Source organism: Nonomuraea sp. NPDC059007, from assembly GCF_042740555.1.
GTDB lineage: Bacteria > Actinomycetota > Actinomycetes > Streptosporangiales > Streptosporangiaceae > Nonomuraea.
In genome coordinates this window covers 337,119-353,172 of sequence record NZ_JBHYJD010000004.1, presented here as the reverse complement: position 1 = coordinate 353,172, position 16,054 = coordinate 337,119, and the positions used below count along the sequence as shown (strand labels likewise).

19 protein-coding genes are annotated in these 16,054 nt (G+C 68.7%); 6 read left to right on the top strand and 13 right to left on the bottom strand.

The window, feature by feature from the left end:
• The first annotated feature begins 25 nt into the window (after positions 1 to 25).
• The gene (gene eccD / locus ACFWY5_RS09005) at positions 26 to 1,444 is read left to right on the top strand and encodes a type VII secretion integral membrane protein EccD (RefSeq protein WP_379630986.1); all 1,419 of its coding nucleotides are present in this window, start codon (positions 26 to 28) and stop codon (positions 1,442 to 1,444) included.
• 7 nt (positions 1,445 to 1,451) lie between these two features.
• On the opposite strand, the gene ACFWY5_RS09000 is transcribed toward eccD, so the two are convergent.
• Positions 1,452 to 1,862, bottom strand: a complete 411-nt coding sequence (locus tag ACFWY5_RS09000; protein ID WP_379609995.1) for a YbaB/EbfC family nucleoid-associated protein — start codon at positions 1,860 to 1,862, stop codon at positions 1,452 to 1,454.
• Positions 1,863 to 2,064: 202 nt separating this feature from the next.
• Here ACFWY5_RS09000 and ACFWY5_RS08995 point away from each other — a divergent pair, with 202 nt between their 5' ends.
• Genes ACFWY5_RS08995 through ACFWY5_RS08985 form a run of 3 tightly spaced genes read left to right on the top strand, consistent with a single transcriptional unit; the run spans position 2,065 to position 3,748 of the window.
• Positions 2,065 to 2,349, top strand: coding sequence for a hypothetical protein (locus ACFWY5_RS08995; protein ID WP_379609994.1), 285 nt, complete (start codon positions 2,065 to 2,067; stop codon positions 2,347 to 2,349).
• The gene (locus ACFWY5_RS08990; RefSeq protein WP_379609993.1) at positions 2,349 to 3,251 is read left to right on the top strand and encodes a hypothetical protein; all 903 of its coding nucleotides are present in this window, start codon (positions 2,349 to 2,351) and stop codon (positions 3,249 to 3,251) included. The genes ACFWY5_RS08995 and ACFWY5_RS08990 overlap by 1 nt, the downstream gene beginning before the upstream one ends.
• Positions 3,252 to 3,310: 59 nt before the next feature.
• Positions 3,311 to 3,748: a YbaB/EbfC family nucleoid-associated protein gene (locus ACFWY5_RS08985; RefSeq protein WP_379609992.1), complete on the top strand. Its 438-nt coding sequence runs from the start codon at positions 3,311 to 3,313 to the stop codon at positions 3,746 to 3,748.
• Positions 3,749 to 3,752: 4 nt separating this feature from the next.
• On the opposite strand, the gene ACFWY5_RS08980 is transcribed toward ACFWY5_RS08985, so the two are convergent.
• The 6 genes from ACFWY5_RS08980 to ACFWY5_RS08955 form a co-directional block, all read right to left on the bottom strand.
• Complete coding sequence (locus ACFWY5_RS08980) at positions 3,753 to 5,096, bottom strand: hypothetical protein (protein ID WP_379630985.1); 1,344 nt, start codon at positions 5,094 to 5,096, stop codon at positions 3,753 to 3,755.
• An 8-nt stretch (positions 5,097 to 5,104) separates the two neighbouring features.
• Complete coding sequence (locus ACFWY5_RS08975; protein WP_379609990.1) at positions 5,105 to 5,515, bottom strand: hypothetical protein; 411 nt, start codon at positions 5,513 to 5,515, stop codon at positions 5,105 to 5,107.
• Positions 5,512 to 6,921 carry a WXG100 family type VII secretion target gene (locus tag ACFWY5_RS08970; RefSeq protein WP_379630984.1) on the bottom strand — a complete coding sequence of 470 codons (1,410 nt, stop codon included), beginning with the start codon at positions 6,919 to 6,921 and terminating at the stop codon, positions 5,512 to 5,514. The genes ACFWY5_RS08975 and ACFWY5_RS08970 overlap by 4 nt, the downstream gene beginning before the upstream one ends.
• A 13-nt stretch (positions 6,922 to 6,934) precedes the next feature.
• Positions 6,935 to 7,225 (bottom strand): hypothetical protein, encoded by a 291-nt coding sequence (locus ACFWY5_RS08965; protein ID WP_379609988.1) that lies wholly within the window; start codon positions 7,223 to 7,225, stop codon positions 6,935 to 6,937.
• 96 nt (positions 7,226 to 7,321) lie between these two features.
• Positions 7,322 to 7,630, bottom strand: coding sequence for a WXG100 family type VII secretion target (locus tag ACFWY5_RS08960; protein WP_379609987.1), 309 nt, complete (start codon positions 7,628 to 7,630; stop codon positions 7,322 to 7,324).
• Between the two features lie 32 nt (positions 7,631 to 7,662).
• Positions 7,663 to 7,998, bottom strand: coding sequence for a WXG100 family type VII secretion target (locus ACFWY5_RS08955; RefSeq protein WP_379609986.1), 336 nt, complete (start codon positions 7,996 to 7,998; stop codon positions 7,663 to 7,665).
• Between the two features lie 388 nt (positions 7,999 to 8,386).
• Here ACFWY5_RS08955 and ACFWY5_RS08950 point away from each other — a divergent pair, with 388 nt between their 5' ends.
• Both ACFWY5_RS08950 and ACFWY5_RS08945 read left to right on the top strand, forming a co-directional pair.
• The gene (locus tag ACFWY5_RS08950; RefSeq protein ID WP_379630983.1) at positions 8,387 to 9,406 is read left to right on the top strand and encodes a hypothetical protein; all 1,020 of its coding nucleotides are present in this window, start codon (positions 8,387 to 8,389) and stop codon (positions 9,404 to 9,406) included.
• 9 nt (positions 9,407 to 9,415) lie between these two features.
• On the top strand, positions 9,416 to 10,192 hold the full coding sequence (locus ACFWY5_RS08945) for a hypothetical protein (protein ID WP_379609984.1): 777 nt from the start codon (positions 9,416 to 9,418) through the stop codon (positions 10,190 to 10,192).
• Here the strand turns inward: ACFWY5_RS08945 and ACFWY5_RS08940 are convergent.
• From ACFWY5_RS08940 to ACFWY5_RS08915, 6 genes are all read right to left on the bottom strand, one after another.
• Positions 10,189 to 11,415, bottom strand: a complete 1,227-nt coding sequence (locus tag ACFWY5_RS08940; RefSeq protein WP_379630982.1) for a LysM peptidoglycan-binding domain-containing protein — start codon at positions 11,413 to 11,415, stop codon at positions 10,189 to 10,191. The genes ACFWY5_RS08945 and ACFWY5_RS08940 overlap by 4 nt on opposite strands.
• Entirely contained in the window at positions 11,412 to 11,723 is a 312-nt protein-coding gene (locus ACFWY5_RS08935) for a hypothetical protein (RefSeq protein WP_379630981.1), read from the bottom strand. The genes ACFWY5_RS08940 and ACFWY5_RS08935 overlap by 4 nt, the downstream gene beginning before the upstream one ends.
• Positions 11,724 to 11,987: 264 nt before the next feature.
• The gene (gene eccB / locus ACFWY5_RS08930) at positions 11,988 to 13,406 is read right to left on the bottom strand and encodes a type VII secretion protein EccB (protein WP_379609981.1); all 1,419 of its coding nucleotides are present in this window, start codon (positions 13,404 to 13,406) and stop codon (positions 11,988 to 11,990) included.
• 685 nt (positions 13,407 to 14,091) lie between these two features.
• Positions 14,092 to 14,508, bottom strand: coding sequence for a YbaB/EbfC family nucleoid-associated protein (locus ACFWY5_RS08925; RefSeq protein ID WP_379630980.1), 417 nt, complete (start codon positions 14,506 to 14,508; stop codon positions 14,092 to 14,094).
• On the bottom strand, positions 14,492 to 15,478 hold the full coding sequence (locus tag ACFWY5_RS08920; protein WP_379609979.1) for a hypothetical protein: 987 nt from the start codon (positions 15,476 to 15,478) through the stop codon (positions 14,492 to 14,494). Before ACFWY5_RS08920 ends, ACFWY5_RS08925 begins: the two co-directional genes overlap by 17 nt.
• Positions 15,471 to 15,764, bottom strand: a complete 294-nt coding sequence (locus tag ACFWY5_RS08915; protein WP_379630979.1) for a hypothetical protein — start codon at positions 15,762 to 15,764, stop codon at positions 15,471 to 15,473. Before ACFWY5_RS08915 ends, ACFWY5_RS08920 begins: the two co-directional genes overlap by 8 nt.
• Between the last annotated feature and the right edge of the window lie 290 nt (positions 15,765 to 16,054).

Genomic DNA, 16,054 nt, shown 5'->3' with positions numbered 1-16,054 from the left:
CGCTCATCAGCCGATACAGCATCCGATGCAACAGCCGATGCAGCCCATCCAGCAGGGCGCGTTGCCGCAGGCCCCGGCCCCGCTGACGCCCCTTTGCCATGTGACCGTCGTCGCCCCGCGCCGCAGGGCCGACCTCGCGCTTCCCGCGGACATCCCGCTGCCGCACGTGATGCCGGGCCTGTTGCGCGCGCTGGGGGAGGCGGGCGGAGAGGCGGCCTCCGACCCCGGCTGGGTGCTGCAGCGCCTCGGCGGCGCGCCGCTCGACCTCGGGCAGTCGCTGGGCGCTTTGGGGGTGCTCGACGGGGAGATCCTCTATCTGCGTCCCCGGGAGGCGGCCATGCCCGCCGCCCTCTTCGACGACGTGGCCGACGTGGTGGCCACCGGCGTGAAGGAAGGCTCCGGACGCTGGGAGCAGCGCCACACCAAGGCCATGGGCGTCGGGGTGGCCGCCGGGCTGCTCGCGCTCGGGGCGCCCGCGCTCATGCTGGCCGGCGGATCGGCGGTGAGCCTCGCGGTCGTGTCGGGGATGCTCGCGCTGGTGCTGCTGATCGTCGGCACGGTGCTGTCGCGGGCCGTGGGCAACTCCTTCGCCGGCGCGCTGATCGGCTACACGGCCCTGCCGTACGCCTTCCTCGGGGGTCTGTTCGCGCTGAGCTCGGGGGTGGTCGGCGCCCCGCAACTGCTCGCCGCGCTCGCCTGCACCGCACTGGTGGCCACGCTCGGCGCCGCGCTCACCTCCGACGGCGTCGCGGGATTCCTGGGTACGGCCATCGCCACGGTCGTGGGCGCGATCGGGGCGGCCATCGTCATGATCTTCGATGTCCCGGCGGCCGGCGTGGCCGCGATCACCGTCACGCTGCTGATCGCCTTCAGCCCGATGGTTCCCGGGCTGTCGTTCAAGATGGCCAGGGTGCCGCTGCCCGAACTGCCGACCAACGCCGAGGAACTGCGCGCCGACAACCAGCGGCTCGACAGCGCGGCCGTGCTGGAGCGGACCGGACAGGCCCGCCGCTACTCCACCGGAATGATCATCGGCCTCGCGCTGACCGGGGCCGGGGCGCTCGTGCTCCTGGTCATGGAGTCCACGTGGATGGCCGTGGCGATGGCCGCGGTGCTCTGCCTGGCCCTGATCATGCGCTCGCGGGTCTACCACGGGCTCGGCCAGCGTGTCTGGTTGCTGGTCACCGGTGTGGCCGGCCTGGTCGCGCTGGGCGTCGGGATGAGCACGGGCATGGGGACGGTCGCGGCGGCCGGGCTGGCGCTGGGACTGCTCTGGGCCGCGCTACTGGCGCTCGGGCTGGGGCTCTGGCTGCCCGCCGGGCGGCCCTCGCCGTTCTGGGGCCGGGCCGGGGACATCGTGGACGTCATCCTGATCGTCGCGCTCTTCCCGCTCGCTCTGGGCGTGCTGGACGTGTACTCGTGGATCCGGGGGCTGTCCGGCTGACCCGCGCCTACTCGTCCCGGTCGCGGGTGCGCATGCGCTGGAGGCGGTCGACGCGGTCGTCGCTCTCCCGGGCGAAGCCGTCCTGGAGGTCCTCGAACTGCCGCATGACGGCGGCCGGGTCGGCGTTCTCACCGGGCGGCAGCAGGGCGCGGGTGGCGCGGTCGAGGTCGTCCTGGGCGGCGGTGACGGCCTCGACCACCTGCTCGGCCAGCTCGGCGGAGTCGAGCCGCATCGCGCGGGCCTCGATCTTGAGTTTGCTGATCCGGCCGTTGGGGCCGACTGCGGCGTTGATCATGCCGCTACGGCTCTCGCCCACTCCCGAGGCCTCCTTCAGCCCTTCCATGGCGTCGAGCAGTTCGCGCATGCCGCGTTCGCTGGCCCGGACCAGGTCGTCCAGGTCGTGTTCGCTGTACTCCATGAGGGGAAGGCCACCGGCGGCGGGTTAACCGGTGGCGAGCGCCGGCTGACGGCTCGCTGAACCGATCATGAAAAACGGCGCTATCGGCAGGGATGGCGCTGAATGTCGGCAAGAATCCGGATTTGTGGCAATAAATCAGCCTGGCACCTCAGCGAACACAGGGACCAACGGCATCGCCGCCGCGCCGAAGCAGGAGATCTACGTGACCTCCACGGCCATCACCCACCTGCGCGGCCGGGTCGACAACGAGCTCGCGGTCGCGGTCGACTTCGTGCGCGGCCTGGTCGGCACCACCCAGGTGGACGGGCTCGGCTTCGGGGTGTTCGGCGGGCTGATCATGGGCGGGGCCTACGAGGAGCTGCGCACCTGGGCCGACACGACGCTCGGCGAGGCCGGGGGCGCCGTGGACGGCTGGTCGGCCGGGCTGGAGCAGGCCAGGCGCAACTGGCGCACCGCCGAGGAGGCCAGCAAGGTCAGGTACCGCTGATGAGCTACCCGCCGCCGCCCAGCTATCCTCCGCCCACGCCGATCCCGAGCTATACGCCGTCCACCGCGGTGCCGTTCCATGCGGGCAATCCCTACGCCACGCCCACGTTCGGCCCGCCCGGCACCGGGCCGGTGGTGCCCGCCTCACCGCCACCGGCGGCGGAGCCGTTCGGCGCGAAGGTGCACAAGTACCTGAAGAAGGTCGGCAAGATCGGGCTCGGCCTGTCGCCCGCGATCATCATCTCGGGCGGCATGATCGCCAACGAGCCCGGCATGGCGCAGGCCGCCAGCAACTGGAAGAACGGCGTCGCCGCCCGGCTGGACGACGGCATCAAGCAGCTCCTCCCGCAGCTCATCAGCACCTCCAAGGACGGCTGGATCGCCCGCGACCGCGAGGAGTTCGAGCGGGTGCTGTGGATCTTCCACCGGGAGATCGGCGCGCTGCGCTCCACGCTGGGCGACGTCGGCGGCATGATCGACGAGGTGGCGGCCAGCTACCGGAACTTCTGGCTGCGGATGGCGAACCTGGCCGTCGCCGCGGTGGGCCTGCTGATCTTCGCCAAGCGGCTGCAGGCGCTGCCCAACACGATGGTGGCCGGGATGCTGCTGGAGAAGTTCGTGACGCTGGGCGTCAACGCGACGACGGCGATCCTGACGATGACGTTGTCGTCCACGCTGAAGGCGGCGGGCGAGGTGATGACGACGGTGCTGAAGAAGCGCCACCAGTTCGGCTACGTGACGCCGGGCGGCGACGCGGCGATCGACTTCAAGAGCATCACCTTCGACAGCGGCAAGTACCCGTCGTTCAAGGCGCCGCCCAAGCCGGGCGCGCTGCCGGACGGGCACGAGAAGTTCGACTGGATCGAGCCCAAGCAGGCCCCGGCGCCGGCGGGCAAGCCGTGAACCTCCGGGCCCGCGTGAAGTAGGCTTCTCCGAAAATTTCATCCCTTTGGAGGGGCTTCGTGAAAGAAGGGGAGTTCCGGGCCGAGGACCTGGACAAGGTCATGCGGTCGGCCGAGCGCCAGTTCGCCAAGGTGGGGGAGCTCCAGCAGACCTTGTCCGAGCTCGTCGGCCGCGCGGAGGACGAGGACGGGCTGGTCTTCGTCGAGTACACCAGCGCGGGCCTGAGCGAACTCACGCTCCATCCCAAGGCCATGCGGCTGAGCTCGGGCGAACTCGCCGACCGCATCAAGCTGCTGATCTCCGAGGCCATCGCCCACCTCCAGAGCCAGATCGCGGAGGCCATGGACAAGGCCTTCGGCGACCAGAACCCGATGCGGCACGCCAACGACCCCGACGGCATGCTCGCCGACGTCCGGATGGCGGAATCCGCCTACAACCGCGTGGTCGAGGATGCCATGGGCGAACTCGACCGGATCCGCGATCGTATGGACATGTGAGGGGTCAGCCGATGCGGTCCGGGCTGAGGTGATGGGGAACGGCCCAGACGTCGCCCTCCGGGTCGTAGATGTCCCGGTCGCGCTCCGAGCCGCCGCTCTCCGCGCCTCCTGCCGCCGGCATGAAGGGCATGAACGGTGAGCTGGTTCCGGGCGTACCTCCGCGAAGGACCGCGGGCGTCGCGCCCGGACCACCCGTCGAGCCGGTGCCGTAGCCCGTGCCGGGCGGCGGCTGACCGTTGGTGATCACCCCCGTCGGGGTGAGCGGGTTGCCGGTGGTCGTCGGGGTGATCGGCGTCGTGGTCGGCGTGGGCGTCTGCGTCTGTGTCGTCGGCGGGTTGTTCTGGAAGTCGGACAGCTCGGTCTTCGGCTCGCCGCCGATCACCGGGGGCACGCTCTCCTGTTCCTGGCCGGGCTTCTGGTCCGCGGGCTTGTCGTCGCCCGGTGCCTTGTCACCAGGGTTCTGGTCGCCCGGATTCTGCTCACCCGGATTCTCATCTCCGGGCTTGTCGTCTCCAGGCTTGTTGTCGCCGCCGGGCTTGTCGTCTCCGGGCTTGTCGTCGCCCGGATTCTGGTCCCCTGGCTTGTTGTCACCGGGTGTCTGGTCGCCGGGCTTCTGGACGCCGTCGTTCCCCGTGTCTCCGGTGCCACCGGTGCCGCCGGTTCCTCCGGTGCCTTGGTTGTCGCCCTGCCACGTCCCGTCCTTGCCGGTGGGCACGTTGGAGCCATCACCCGGGTCGATCTTGGCCGACTTCTTGGTGGCCACCTCGATCGGCGTGATGGCCGGGAAGTCGAAGGCCAGTCCGTCGGCGAACTGCCCGTTGTAGGTGATGATCTCGCCGTTGAGCGCCTTGAGATGCGCCCGCGCGGCCTCGTCGGGCGTCTTGGGAGTGTTCGTCTCCGGATCGCCCGTCGTGCCGCCGACCTCACCGGTCTTCTCCGGCGTCGCGTTCGAGGGCATGGTGGAGCGGTACTGGCGCAACGTGTGCGCGTAGGCGGACAGGGGCGCCGCCGTGTGCATCATGGCGTCCCCGATCGCGCCTGCGGTGGCGTGCAGCGCGCGCAGGGTGTTCTGCGCCGTCGTCGCGCCGTCGTCGCGCCACACCTTCGCCAGCTCCGTGGCGGCGCGGGTCAGGGCGCCCTTGAGGCCCGCCTCCGCCGCGTTGGGGTTGCCGTCGGGCGGCCCGACCAGCTCCATCGCGGTCAGGAACGCCTGGCCGGCGGCGGCGACCTTGTCCGGGTCGGTGGCCTGGAGGAGCCGGTCGATCTCGTCCCTGGTCAGCTTGGTTTCTTCGAAGTCGCCCAGGTAGTCGTAGATCCGGATGGGCTCCCAGCCCTTGTTCTCAGCCATTGCCGATCCTAAGCACTGCTGTCCTGGTGGCCTTTTTCATAGTTGCGCACAGCCTTCTCGATGCCTTCGACCAGCTTCTCGACATGGTCGATGAGCATCAGATACTTGCCGTTGAGCACCTCGTGCGCCTGTGTGGCGTTCTGGCCGAAGTAGTTGGCGACATCCCACTTGCCGGTCTGCTCCGGGCCGATGTAGCCCGCGGTCTTGAGGTCCGCGGGGGTGCCGCTTCCACCCGCGCTGAGCTCGCCCGCCTTGCCCTTCAGGGCGCCCAGATCCTCCCTGAGCACCTTGAGGATCTGCTTGACGCGCGTGTGGTCGATGTGCGGGCCGTCGTGGTCCCCGTACCCGTCCAGCCCTGGCCAGTTGGGAGTGAGTTCGAGCGAGGGGGGCGCCTGGCCCCAGTCGTCCGGGGGCCTCATGCCTTGCCCTTCGACTTGCCGTTGATCAGCGGGTTGGTGGTCTTCTGGTCGCTGGTGAACACGTCGTCGTCCTCCAGCAGCCAGGTGCTGCGCTCCCGCTCTTCCTCTTCGCTCTTGTTGCCCGCGCTGGTCATGGGCATCATCGGCGTCATCGAGCCCGCGCCGCCGTACGCCCGCACGGCGCCCATCGCGCCGTTGGCGTTGCCGTTGCTCATGCCGCCTGACGGGCCGCCGGCGCCCACTCCGTTGTTGCCGTACGTGGTGGCGGGGTTGCCGCTGTTGAACGTGGACAGCTCGGGGTTGTACCCGGCCAGGGTCGTTTCCGGGCCGCCCTTGCCATTGGGGGCGCTGAGCGCGTTCGGGTCGAAGCCGGGCGTGCCGGGCAGGTTCCCGTTGGGGGCGCCGCCGTTGAGGTTCCCGTCGCCGTTCATGCCGTCGCCGTTCATGCCGCTGCCGTCGAGGCCGGAGCCGTCCATGCCGGTGCCGTTGAGGTTGGCGCCGCCCGGCAGCTTGCTCGACGGGTCGAACGCGTCGAACCCGGGGATCTGGCCGGGCTTGCCGGCGTTCAGGTCTCCGTTGAGGCTCGGGTCGAAGCCCTTTAGCGCGTCAGGGTCGAAGGCGACGTTCGTCCCGGTCGGCAGTCCGCCCGCGTTGGGCATCGACCCGTTGTACGGGGACAGGGCCGGGTCCTTGAAGGTGAAGTTCCAGTCGGGCGTGTTGGTTCTGAGCGTGTCGGGGAACAGATCGTTGTTGATCTTGGTCAGCTCGCTCAGCTTCTGGATGTGCTCCTTGGCGAGCTTGCGCTCCTTCTCCTCCTTGGACTCGCCGAACAGGTTGGCGAAGGGGGTGTCGGAGAACAACGAGGTGATGCCGCCGATGATCGAGCCGGAGATGGCGCCGATCACGGCTCCGGGGACGGTGCCCACGCCGCCGACGAAGAAGCCGACCCCCGCGCCCACCACGGTTCCGGCCGTGCCGCCCTCGTAGGCGGCCTCCAGGAAGGAGATGTCACTGCCCGGATCCTTGGGAACGCTCTTGCCGCCCATCGCGGCCAGCAGGGTCGCCTGCGAGACCAGCGCGGGAGCCACCCCGAACGCCTTTCCGCCGGACTCGTACGCGATCGCCTTGGAGACGTTCTCCGCCGATCCCTTGAGCCTGCGCAGCTGGTCCTTGACCATCGTGGCGTCGTCGCCCGCCGGCCAGGATGTCTCCAGCGCGGCGAGGTGCTTGTCCAGGACGGCGACCAGGTTGTCCAGCCGCTTCTTCGCCGACGAGAGCTCGGCGGCCGCCAGCTTCACCAGTTCGGGTTTGTTGTTCTTCAGCGTTTCGCGAAGCATGTCGAGCGTCGCGCCGTCGAACTCCGTGCTGGTGATCTGGTACTTGATGGTGCCTTCTTGTTCGGGCACGGACCCCCCTTCCTCAGACCTCCGCCTGGCCGGGTTTGCCCGCCCCGCCGGTCTCGAAGGCGTCGAGGTTCTTCAGGACCTGCGTGAACAGGTCGATCGCGTTGCCCACCTGCGCATTGATCATGTTGTAGGAGTTCGAGACCGTCGTGACCGCGTTCATCGTGCTCGTCTGGAACCCGGTGGCGGCAGGCCAGAAACCCGAGAGCGCATCCCCACGCCCTACCTGGAACGCCTCACCCTCCGGGCGCAGGACCGGCTTCATCCCGGGGGCCGGGGTTCCCTGCTTGAGCGTGGGATCGAGCATCCCGAGCGCTTCCTCTAGGTCGGTCCGCAGTGCCTTGATCGCTTTGCGGCTTACGTCTACGCCGCCAGAGTCTCCCACGATCCCCCCTGGACCGGTTTAGCGGCCGTCGAAGATCTGCGAGTTGACCTTCTCGACCTGCCGCATGTTCATGCCGGTGATATTGATGTTCTTGGCCAGCAGGTCCACGAACTGCGCCAGGTCCCTGGCCTCGGTCTGCCAGGTCACCTTGACGCTCTCGTAGACGACCTTGGCCTCGCCCTGCCAGATCGCGGTCTTCTTGTCGAGCTCGGTCTGCAGGGTCTCCAGCGTGGTGACCAGGCTCTTGAAGGCGGTGCCGAACTCGGTCTCGCCCTCGGAGAGGCCGCCGTAGTTGATCTTTGTGACGTCGTAGATGTCGTCGGACACGTGGTCTCCAGTCTTGGGAGGTCAGAACGGGTTCAGCGGGTGACCGGCGCCTGGTTGATCAGGTTGGCGATGCTGTTCAGCGCCTCGGTCCGCTCGCGGTTGAACTCGGCGTAGTTCTTGCCGCTTCCCTGGATGCTGGCGGCCAGGCGGCGCAGGCTGCCCAGGATGACGTCCATGCGCTCGTGCCACTTGACGTGCACGGCGTTGAAGGCGGCATGCGACTCGCCGACCCAGTTGGTCTTGAGGGACGCACCGGCCATGTCGAGATTCAGCTGAATCTTCCGGATGTCCTCGGCCGCCTTCTCGATCAGGTGCATGGCGGCGGTCAGGTCGGCTTGGCTTACTTGAGTCTGCGGCTCGGCTCCCACGTTTCTCCTTCAGCTGGTTCACTGGTGCGCCTTGACGTGACCTGCTGACATACCACGTCAGACAATGTCGGCGCTTTGGTCACATTAGTCACCATACGTCGCACCTTGCCGGGAAGATCAGGTTAACTCTCCATAACAATTATGCGTCGATGTGGAGTTGTGCCTGCTCAGTGGGTTTTAGGCCCACAAAGTGTGCTCTCGGCGACATGTCCAGAAGTTTCCTGTACGGCACGCGTGGGATCGGCGTAACGTATGGGATGGATGTGATCAGCTTTTTGGGGGCGTAGTGGCGGAAACAGGGAGCTCCAGCGCGTCCGACCCGTTCGCCGGCTTGACCATGCCCGGAGCGACGGTCGTCGACCCAGCGACCAAGGATCGCGGGTTCGAGATGAACACCAAACTGGTCAGAGACCTCGGCACCAACATCGGGAACCGCAGTGGCGACCTGACGAGCCTGAGCGAGAAGACCAGAGTCATCGACATGCCGAGCGGCACCTTCGGGTTCATCGGCGGCGGTTTCAACGTGGCCCATCGCAACACCGTCGACAGCGCCGCCAAGGCCCTCTCCGACGGCAAGGAAGTCCTGGACTCCTGGAAGAAGGCGCTGGGCGACGTCGCGCAGCATGTCGACGACGCCCACGAGAAGAGCAAGCCCCCGCCCAACGCGGGGCCTCAGGGCGGGCCCGGACCCCAGATGCCGACGGGCGCCGGCTTCGACCCGTCGAGCCTGAAGACGGGCCCCGGCGGACCGGGCGACGGGCTCAAGATGCCCGGTCCCGACGACATGAAGGGTCCCGGCGACCTCGGCAAGAAGCCGACCGACCTGGACGACCTGAACCTGAAGAACCCCAAGGACTCCGACAAGATCGACAAGATCGACGACAAGATCGACACGCCGAAGCAGCCGGACTACGGCAACCTGGGCAACCGGCCGGGCTCCGACACCCCGAGCCCCAACATGCCCAACCCGAACCTGCCGACGACCAACACGCCGAACCTCGACACCGGCGATCTGGACAAGAGGCTGCAGGACGCCAAGACGGACCTGGCGGGCGTGGATCCGAAGGTGCCCGGCCTGAACGACCTGACCAACCGGACGCCCACCCTGCCGGACGGCCGGCTCACCGGCATGCCCACCAGCACCGGCACCGGCGGCTTCTCCGGCGCCGACAACGGGCTGGGCAGGGGTGGCGCGGGCGGCGGCCTCGGCGGGGCCGCCGGCATGGGCAGCATCGCCAAGGCGCTCAACGGCGGCGGCATGCCCATGATGCCGATGGCGCCCATGGGCGGCGCGGGCGCCGGCGGCGACGGAAACCAGGACCGCGAACGCTCCACGTACCTCGCCGAGGATGAGGGCGTCTGGGGCGGCGACGAGGACATCGCACCGCCCGTACTCGGCAAGGAGTGACCGACCGGCATGGCTTACGAGGACGACTTCGAGCGTTTCCGCAACGCTTTCGCCGAGGTGACCGCGGCCACCGTGGTGCTGCCGGAGGCCGCGCCGATCGCGGCGATACTCGGCCTGATCATCTCCGATCCCGCCGCGATGAAGAAGGCCTCGCAGGACTGGCTCAGCGTGGCCACCACCTCCATCGACGACCAGTGCCCGTCGTCGTCCTCCATCAAGCTCCTGCGTGAGTCGGTTCGGACGATGGCGGTGAACGCGGGCAAGGACAAGATCTGGACCGGCGAGGCCTATCAGGCGTTCATGGGAAAGGTCGATCTTCTCGACAAGTCGCTCGACGAGATCGACCGGTGCGGCCAGGGGGCCGGGCGCACACTTGACACCTCCGCCTCGGTCACCCACTTCCTGTCCTGGCTGGTCGGCGCGTACGCCCTCGTCATCGCCATGATCGCGGCCTACGTGCTGGCGTCCACGGTGTACCCGCCCATGCACGCCCAGGCCCGTGTCGCCGCTTCCAGGGCCATCTTCGGCCTCTGGAAGGGCCTGAAGGAAGTGTTCGGCTCCCACACCAAGTTCATCTGGAAGGCCTCGGCCGTCGTGGCCATCGCCGGGGCCGCCTTCGGCCAGTTCACCCGGATGCTGCCCATGATGTCCGCGCTGAACCAGAGCGCGCCGAACCTGATCGAGGCCAAGGCCGTCTGGAATCCGGCCGAGCTGACGATCGGCGACGACCCGATGCCCAAGATGAAGGAGCCCGACACCAGCATCTTGCCCGAGATTGGCATCTAGGGGTCGAGGGGCACCCTGAGCAGGGTGCCGGGCTTCGGGGTGGTGCCGGAGCCCAGGGTGTCCTTGTTGGCCTCGTAGATCTCCGGCCAGCGGGCGGCGTCGCCGTACACCTTCGCGGCTATGTCGGCGAGCGAGCCGCCCTCGAACGGCACGAAACCCACCTTCCGCACCTCGCCGGGCTCCGGTGCCTCGAAACGTGGAACGTTCCCGACGTCGGCCGGTGTGCTGAGCGGCATGATGACGCGGAAACCCGCCGTGAGCGGGTTCTTGAGCACGGCCAGCGCCGGGTTGAGGGCGATCATGCCATTACGCGAGGAGACGAAGGCGCCGAACGCCGCCGCGGAGACGCCGATGTCCCCGCCGGACTTCACCAGGCTGGCCGCCCACGTCGAGCCGGACGCGCCCTGCAGCAGCCCCGCGCCGAACTCCCATCCTTTACGGCCGGCCATCGCCCTGCCGCCCGAGAGGATCACCTTGCCCAGCGACCCGAACGTTGCCGCCGCCGTCGCGATGCGCGAAGCCTGCGTGAACGTCATCGGGCTCAGGTTGAAGACGCTGTTGCCCGACAGGCCCTGCGCGGCCATCTGGGTGCCGATGATCGCCTTGAAGCCGATCTTGTAGACGTTCTTGTAGCCGGCCAGCGTGGTGGCGAACCGGCTCGTGAACGCCGCGTCGAACGCGCCCAGCGGCCCGGTCCCACTCAGCCGGGGGAGGCGTCGCAGGGCGAGGCCCAGGGCTCTGGCCGTGAGCTGGAACCATTTCAGCAGGCCCACCGCCTGGCCGGCCGCGCGGATCGCCCTGCCGTACGCGAGTGCCGCGGAGACGCCCGCCGAGACGAACGAGAGCGCGTAACCGATCGCGATGGCCTCAAGGATGGTGCGGAGCAGCTCGTACAGGGCCTTTTTCGTCTGGTGTGACGCCTGTGCCGAAGCCTCCAGAATCCTGGCGACCTCCTCGTTGGTCCTGATGATCTCCGCGATGACCTTCGGGTCGGAGACCTTGCCCCAGCGTTCCCGGAACGCGGTGGCCGCCTGGCCCCTCCAGCCGGCGATCGCGGCGTGGACCGGGTCTTCGGCCAGTAGCGCGAGGTCGCGCGAGAGTTGCCGGTGCGCCTGTGCCGCCTCCTGCAGGCGGCGTTCGTCTGCGTCGCTGCCCATGTTCCTGGCCGCGTAGGCCAGGTTGGTGACCAGATCGACGAGGGGCGCGGGGTCGAAGGTGTTCACCGTTGGCTGCTCGCGGTCTGGGCCGTTTTGTAGTTGCGGGCGGCCGCGGCCAGGGCTTGGGCGGCGTCTTCCATGGCTGTGGTCAGGTTGGCCAGATAGTGGACGAGTTCCGTGTGGCGCTCGGCGTAGGCCTCGTGGAGGTCGCCGGTGCCGGGGACCATGCCGAAGTTCGAGAAGGTCAGGTGGGCTTCGTGCTGGTAGGCGTTGCGGATGAGGCGGATGGCCGCTGCTTCGTCGGTGTAGCCGTGGGTGCCGTCGCGTAGGCCGGAGGCGGTGTAGGTCAGCTCGTCCCGCTCGATTTCTGACACCGATGATCCCCCTTTTGTCACGACCGGAAGTGATCCTAATGTGCGGGCCTTTTTCCGGTCTAGTGCCTTGACAGGGGGTCAGGGTAGGTTTGGTGTTCTTTGGGGGTGTCTGCTTGGCGGCCGTCAGGAGTTTTGCCGGTTGCCTGGGGTGCAGTCGGCATGGTCCTGTGTTCTACCGGCGCGCCACTATTGCTGGCGCGCCACGGTTCTACCGGCTCGCTACCGTTCTACCGGCTCGGCACGGTTCTACCGGCTCGGCACGTTTTACCGGCTGGCCACGGTCAGGGGGGACAGGGCGGTGGCCGGGTCGAGGGTGGGGCCTGTGGGGATCTGCTGGAGGAGGTTGCCGGGGATCGGGGCCACGTCGCCGGCCTCGAAGCCGAGCTTGGCGATCTGGTCGCCCGACTGCAGCGGATAACGGACGCCCTGATCGCTGATCAGGAAGTAGGTGGTGATCGAGCCGATCTGTCCGTCGCCGGGCAGTTGTCCCGCCACCACCGCGCTGCCCGGGGGCAGCAGGATCTGGTCCACCCGGTCCTGGCCGCCGCTCGACGCCGGGGTCGGCAGGGCCAGCGAACTGCCCCCGGTGATCTTGGCGGAGAACGAGCCCTTCAGCGTGTCGCCGTACACCGAGCACAGTGGCGCCGTCGCGGGCAGCGTCATCGCCTTGGGCAGGGTCTCGGGCAGCCCGGCGCCGGCGATCTGCTGGCGGGACGGGGAGGCGTTGGCGGAGGCGGCGTCGATCTGGATCGGCTGGGCGCTCCGGTTGCCGTACGCCTTCTTCGTGGCCGGGTCCTCCAGCAGGAGAAGGGCCTGGGTCTCGGTGATCGCGGCCAGGCCGTCGGTCAGGAGGACGTACCAGCGTGAGGGGCCCCCGGTCATCGACGGCACCTTGAACACCTGGCCGACGATCGCGGTCACCTTGCCGTCCGGGCCGCGTACCTTCTTGCCGCGCTCGGCCACCTTCGGCCCCGCGAAGTCGACGCCGACCTTGACCGCGTTGAGCCACGAGGCGGGGACCTTGCGTGGCTTGGCGTTGAGCGCACTCACACCGGAGTCGTTGATCCGCATGCGGTGGTTGTTCCAGATCGCCCACTTCTGACCGTGGTCGTCCATGACGACCATCACCCCGGCGCCGACCGGCCGCCCGCCGACGTCGATCCCGCCGATCATCGTCGTGTACTGCTTCACGCCCCCCGCAGGGTCGGGCCCGTCCACCACGCAGACCGACCAGGGCGCCTTGACCAGCTTGTCCCGAGGGGGAAGGGAGTCAGGCAGCCCCTGGATGCCGACCAGCGGCCCCCTGGCCAGCTCGTCCAGCGACGCCGACGCCACGCTGCGCGTCTTGACGTCCGGGGTGTCGAGGATCAGCCGCGCCGAGACATAGTTCGCCACCGGCAGCAGCCTGCTCTGTTTCTGGCTGTAGACGTATTTGGCGCCCGTTTCCTTCTCCACCAGGAGCTGGCCCGCTTCGGTGAGCTTCGTGGCACCACCCGGGCTGACCAGACCCCAGATCCCGAACACCGCCATGATCAGAACAGCCACCAGGATGCCGCCGAACATCGCGATGTTCTGGCGGCGCAGGGGCGACTCCGGCACATCCGGCTCGGCCTGCAGCAGCGCCATGCCCAGGCGTTGTTGCATCAGGCGGTGCGCTTGGTAGAGGTCCTTCTTGGTCTGCATGTCACCTCTCCCCGATCACACGACGCGCCCCAGAGTAGTGGTGAACCACCTTTCCCCGGACAACACCCACCTTTCTCCCACCCCACCACCCCCAAACACCACCCCCACCCTCACCGTCTCCGGCCTCGCCACCTCCGGGCCTCCCCGTCTCCGGCCTCGCCACCTCCGGGCCTCCCCGCCTCCCTGCCTCCCTGCCTTCTCGCTCCCGCCACCTCGCGCCTGTCAGCCACCCCGCCCACTCCGCCTGCCCACCAACCGCTTCGTGTCCCCGTGCCACGCACTCCGCGCCTCTGGCGTCCCAGGATCGTGCTCTGTGGGTTCCTCGCGCCTCGCGCCTCGCGCCTCGCGCCTCGCGCCTCGCGCCTCGCGCCTCGCGCCTCGCGCCTCGCGCCTCGCGCCTCGCGACCCCGTGCTCTGTGGGTGTCCTGTGCCACGCGCCTCGCGACCCCGTGCTCTGTGGGTGTCCTGTGCCACGCGGTCCGCGCGCCTGGCGTCCTGGGCCCGTGCTCTCTGGGTGCTCCGCGCCTCGTGTCACGCGTCGGGTGTCCAGGGTCCGTGTCCTGTGGGTGTCTCACGCCTCGTGTCCCGCGTCCTGTGGTCTTACCGGTGCCACGCCAGCACCTTGGCCGCCGTGCGGGGCGGCTTGCCGTACTGGCTGGTGCTGGGGGTGCGGGTGTTGGGCGGGTCAGCGGAGGCGGTTGGTGAGGGTGGTGGTGTTGTGGAGGCTGCGGGCCAGGGCGTCTTCCGCGGTGGTCGCCAGGGTGGTCACCGTGTCTTCGAGGTCGGCGGTGTTGCCCAGGGAGTTGGTGACTAGGTCGGCGGCCTGGGTGCGGAGGTCGGTTCTGGCGGTCGCGATGGCCTCCAGGATGGTCTCGGCGAGCGTGTCGGCGCCCAGTCGCATCGCGCGTGGGCCGATCTTGAGGTTGTGGACGCCCTTCAGCTCCGAGTACGCCACCGTCACCTGGCCGTCCGCGGCGTGTCCCTGGCCGGTCAGCTCTGCCATCTCCTCCTGTACCTGGCTGAGCGCCGCGAGGAAGTCGCCGGTGAAGGTGTGCATCTCGTCGGGGTCGAAGCCGAAGGAATGCCTAAAGTCGTCGCTCAATGTCCTCGTATCCCTGGTACGCGCCGCTTTCGTAGCGATCTGGCAGAAGGAAGCCGGTGGGCATGCGGCCGCTGATCACGTCCATGGCGCCCTTGGCCGCGGCGCCGAGCTGCCACTTGGTCGGGGTCAGGTCGTGGGGAGAAGCGGGCATGGGCCTGGGTTGGCCCTTGGCGCCCGTTCCCGCGCGGGCGTCCCGGCCCGAGAACAGCGGTGAACGACCCGTCATCATCTTCGCCGTCAGGTTGCGCTCCACATGGTTGGCGAACCCCCACACCAGCGCCGGTCCCTGGTTGATCGTCGCCTGCCGTAGGTCGAGCAGTCCCTGCCGGTCGCCGGTCAGGCTGTCCTTGGCGACCTTGGCTCCCAGCCCGGCGGCGATGGCCGTCGCGATCCCGTTGAGCGCCGTCGTCAGCCGCGCCTCCTGCGCCTGGAACTGCGCGAACAACACCCGCGCCTGCTTGCCAGCCGCCACCTGCGCCGCGAGAAACCCCACCCCACCCCCGAAAGAAGCTCGCAGCACCTGTACGGCAAGCCACACCAACCGCAACACAACCGCCGAGGTGTAGACGATGAACGCGAACAACAACGAAGCGCTGACCAGCAACATGATCCCGAGCAGCCGGGCCGACATCTCCTCGGACAGCAGGTCGCTGCCGAGCGTACGCATCCAGGCGTCGAAGTCCCGGCGATCATCCCCTGGCCACTGCTCGGCACTCAGCCCGGCCACAAGATCCGCGATGTTCGTCCGTCCTGCCCCGAGATCGCCGGCCGCATCCTCAAGCACCTGGTACGCCGCCGCCAGGGCACCCGTGTCGTACTGATGCACATAAAGCTTGCCCAGCAACGGCCACCCGCCCCACACGACCGCGCAGGCGGCGGTGGCGAGCCCGATGTTGGCATGCGCGAGGTACTTCCCATAGCCCAGCGCGGCAACGGTCGCCTCCGGGACGCGCTCCCAGGGATCAGGCATTGAACGTCTCCGGCGACACCGTGCTGGCGTCCTCGCCCCGCTTCCAGTTCTGCCGTCCGTCCATGAGCTTGGCGCTGGCTTCCGAGACCCGCTGCAGCCGCCGCCGTACACGCTGGGCCAGATACCCCTCGGCCTCGGTGTAGGCGACGAACAGGCTCAGCGTGAACGCGGTCGGCGAGGCTTCGATCACCCGAAGCCCCACGATCTTCTCCAGCGCCTGGGCCAGAGGCGGCACCCCTTGCTCCGTCAGATCCTCGGCCAGCCGCCGCACCCGCCCTCGATCCATCCCCGCCTCACCCCAGCGCGGAGCCGCTTCGCTGTCTGGTCCTGAATCCCTCCACATCGGCTGGTCCGCGCGCGTCCCGGGCGGGGCGCCACTGGGCCGTGCGTGTCCGTGATTGAGCAGCCTGCCAAGATCGGGCATTGCATCCCCCTCCCCCCAAACACAACCACCCCACCGACCCCACCCCAGCGATCTTGACGCCCTCCCTACACCACATTGACGCGTTCCCAACGCCCCCACCCAACTCCTCCGCCCACCGCCCCTGGCCGACAACCCGGGATATGCGCCCATGC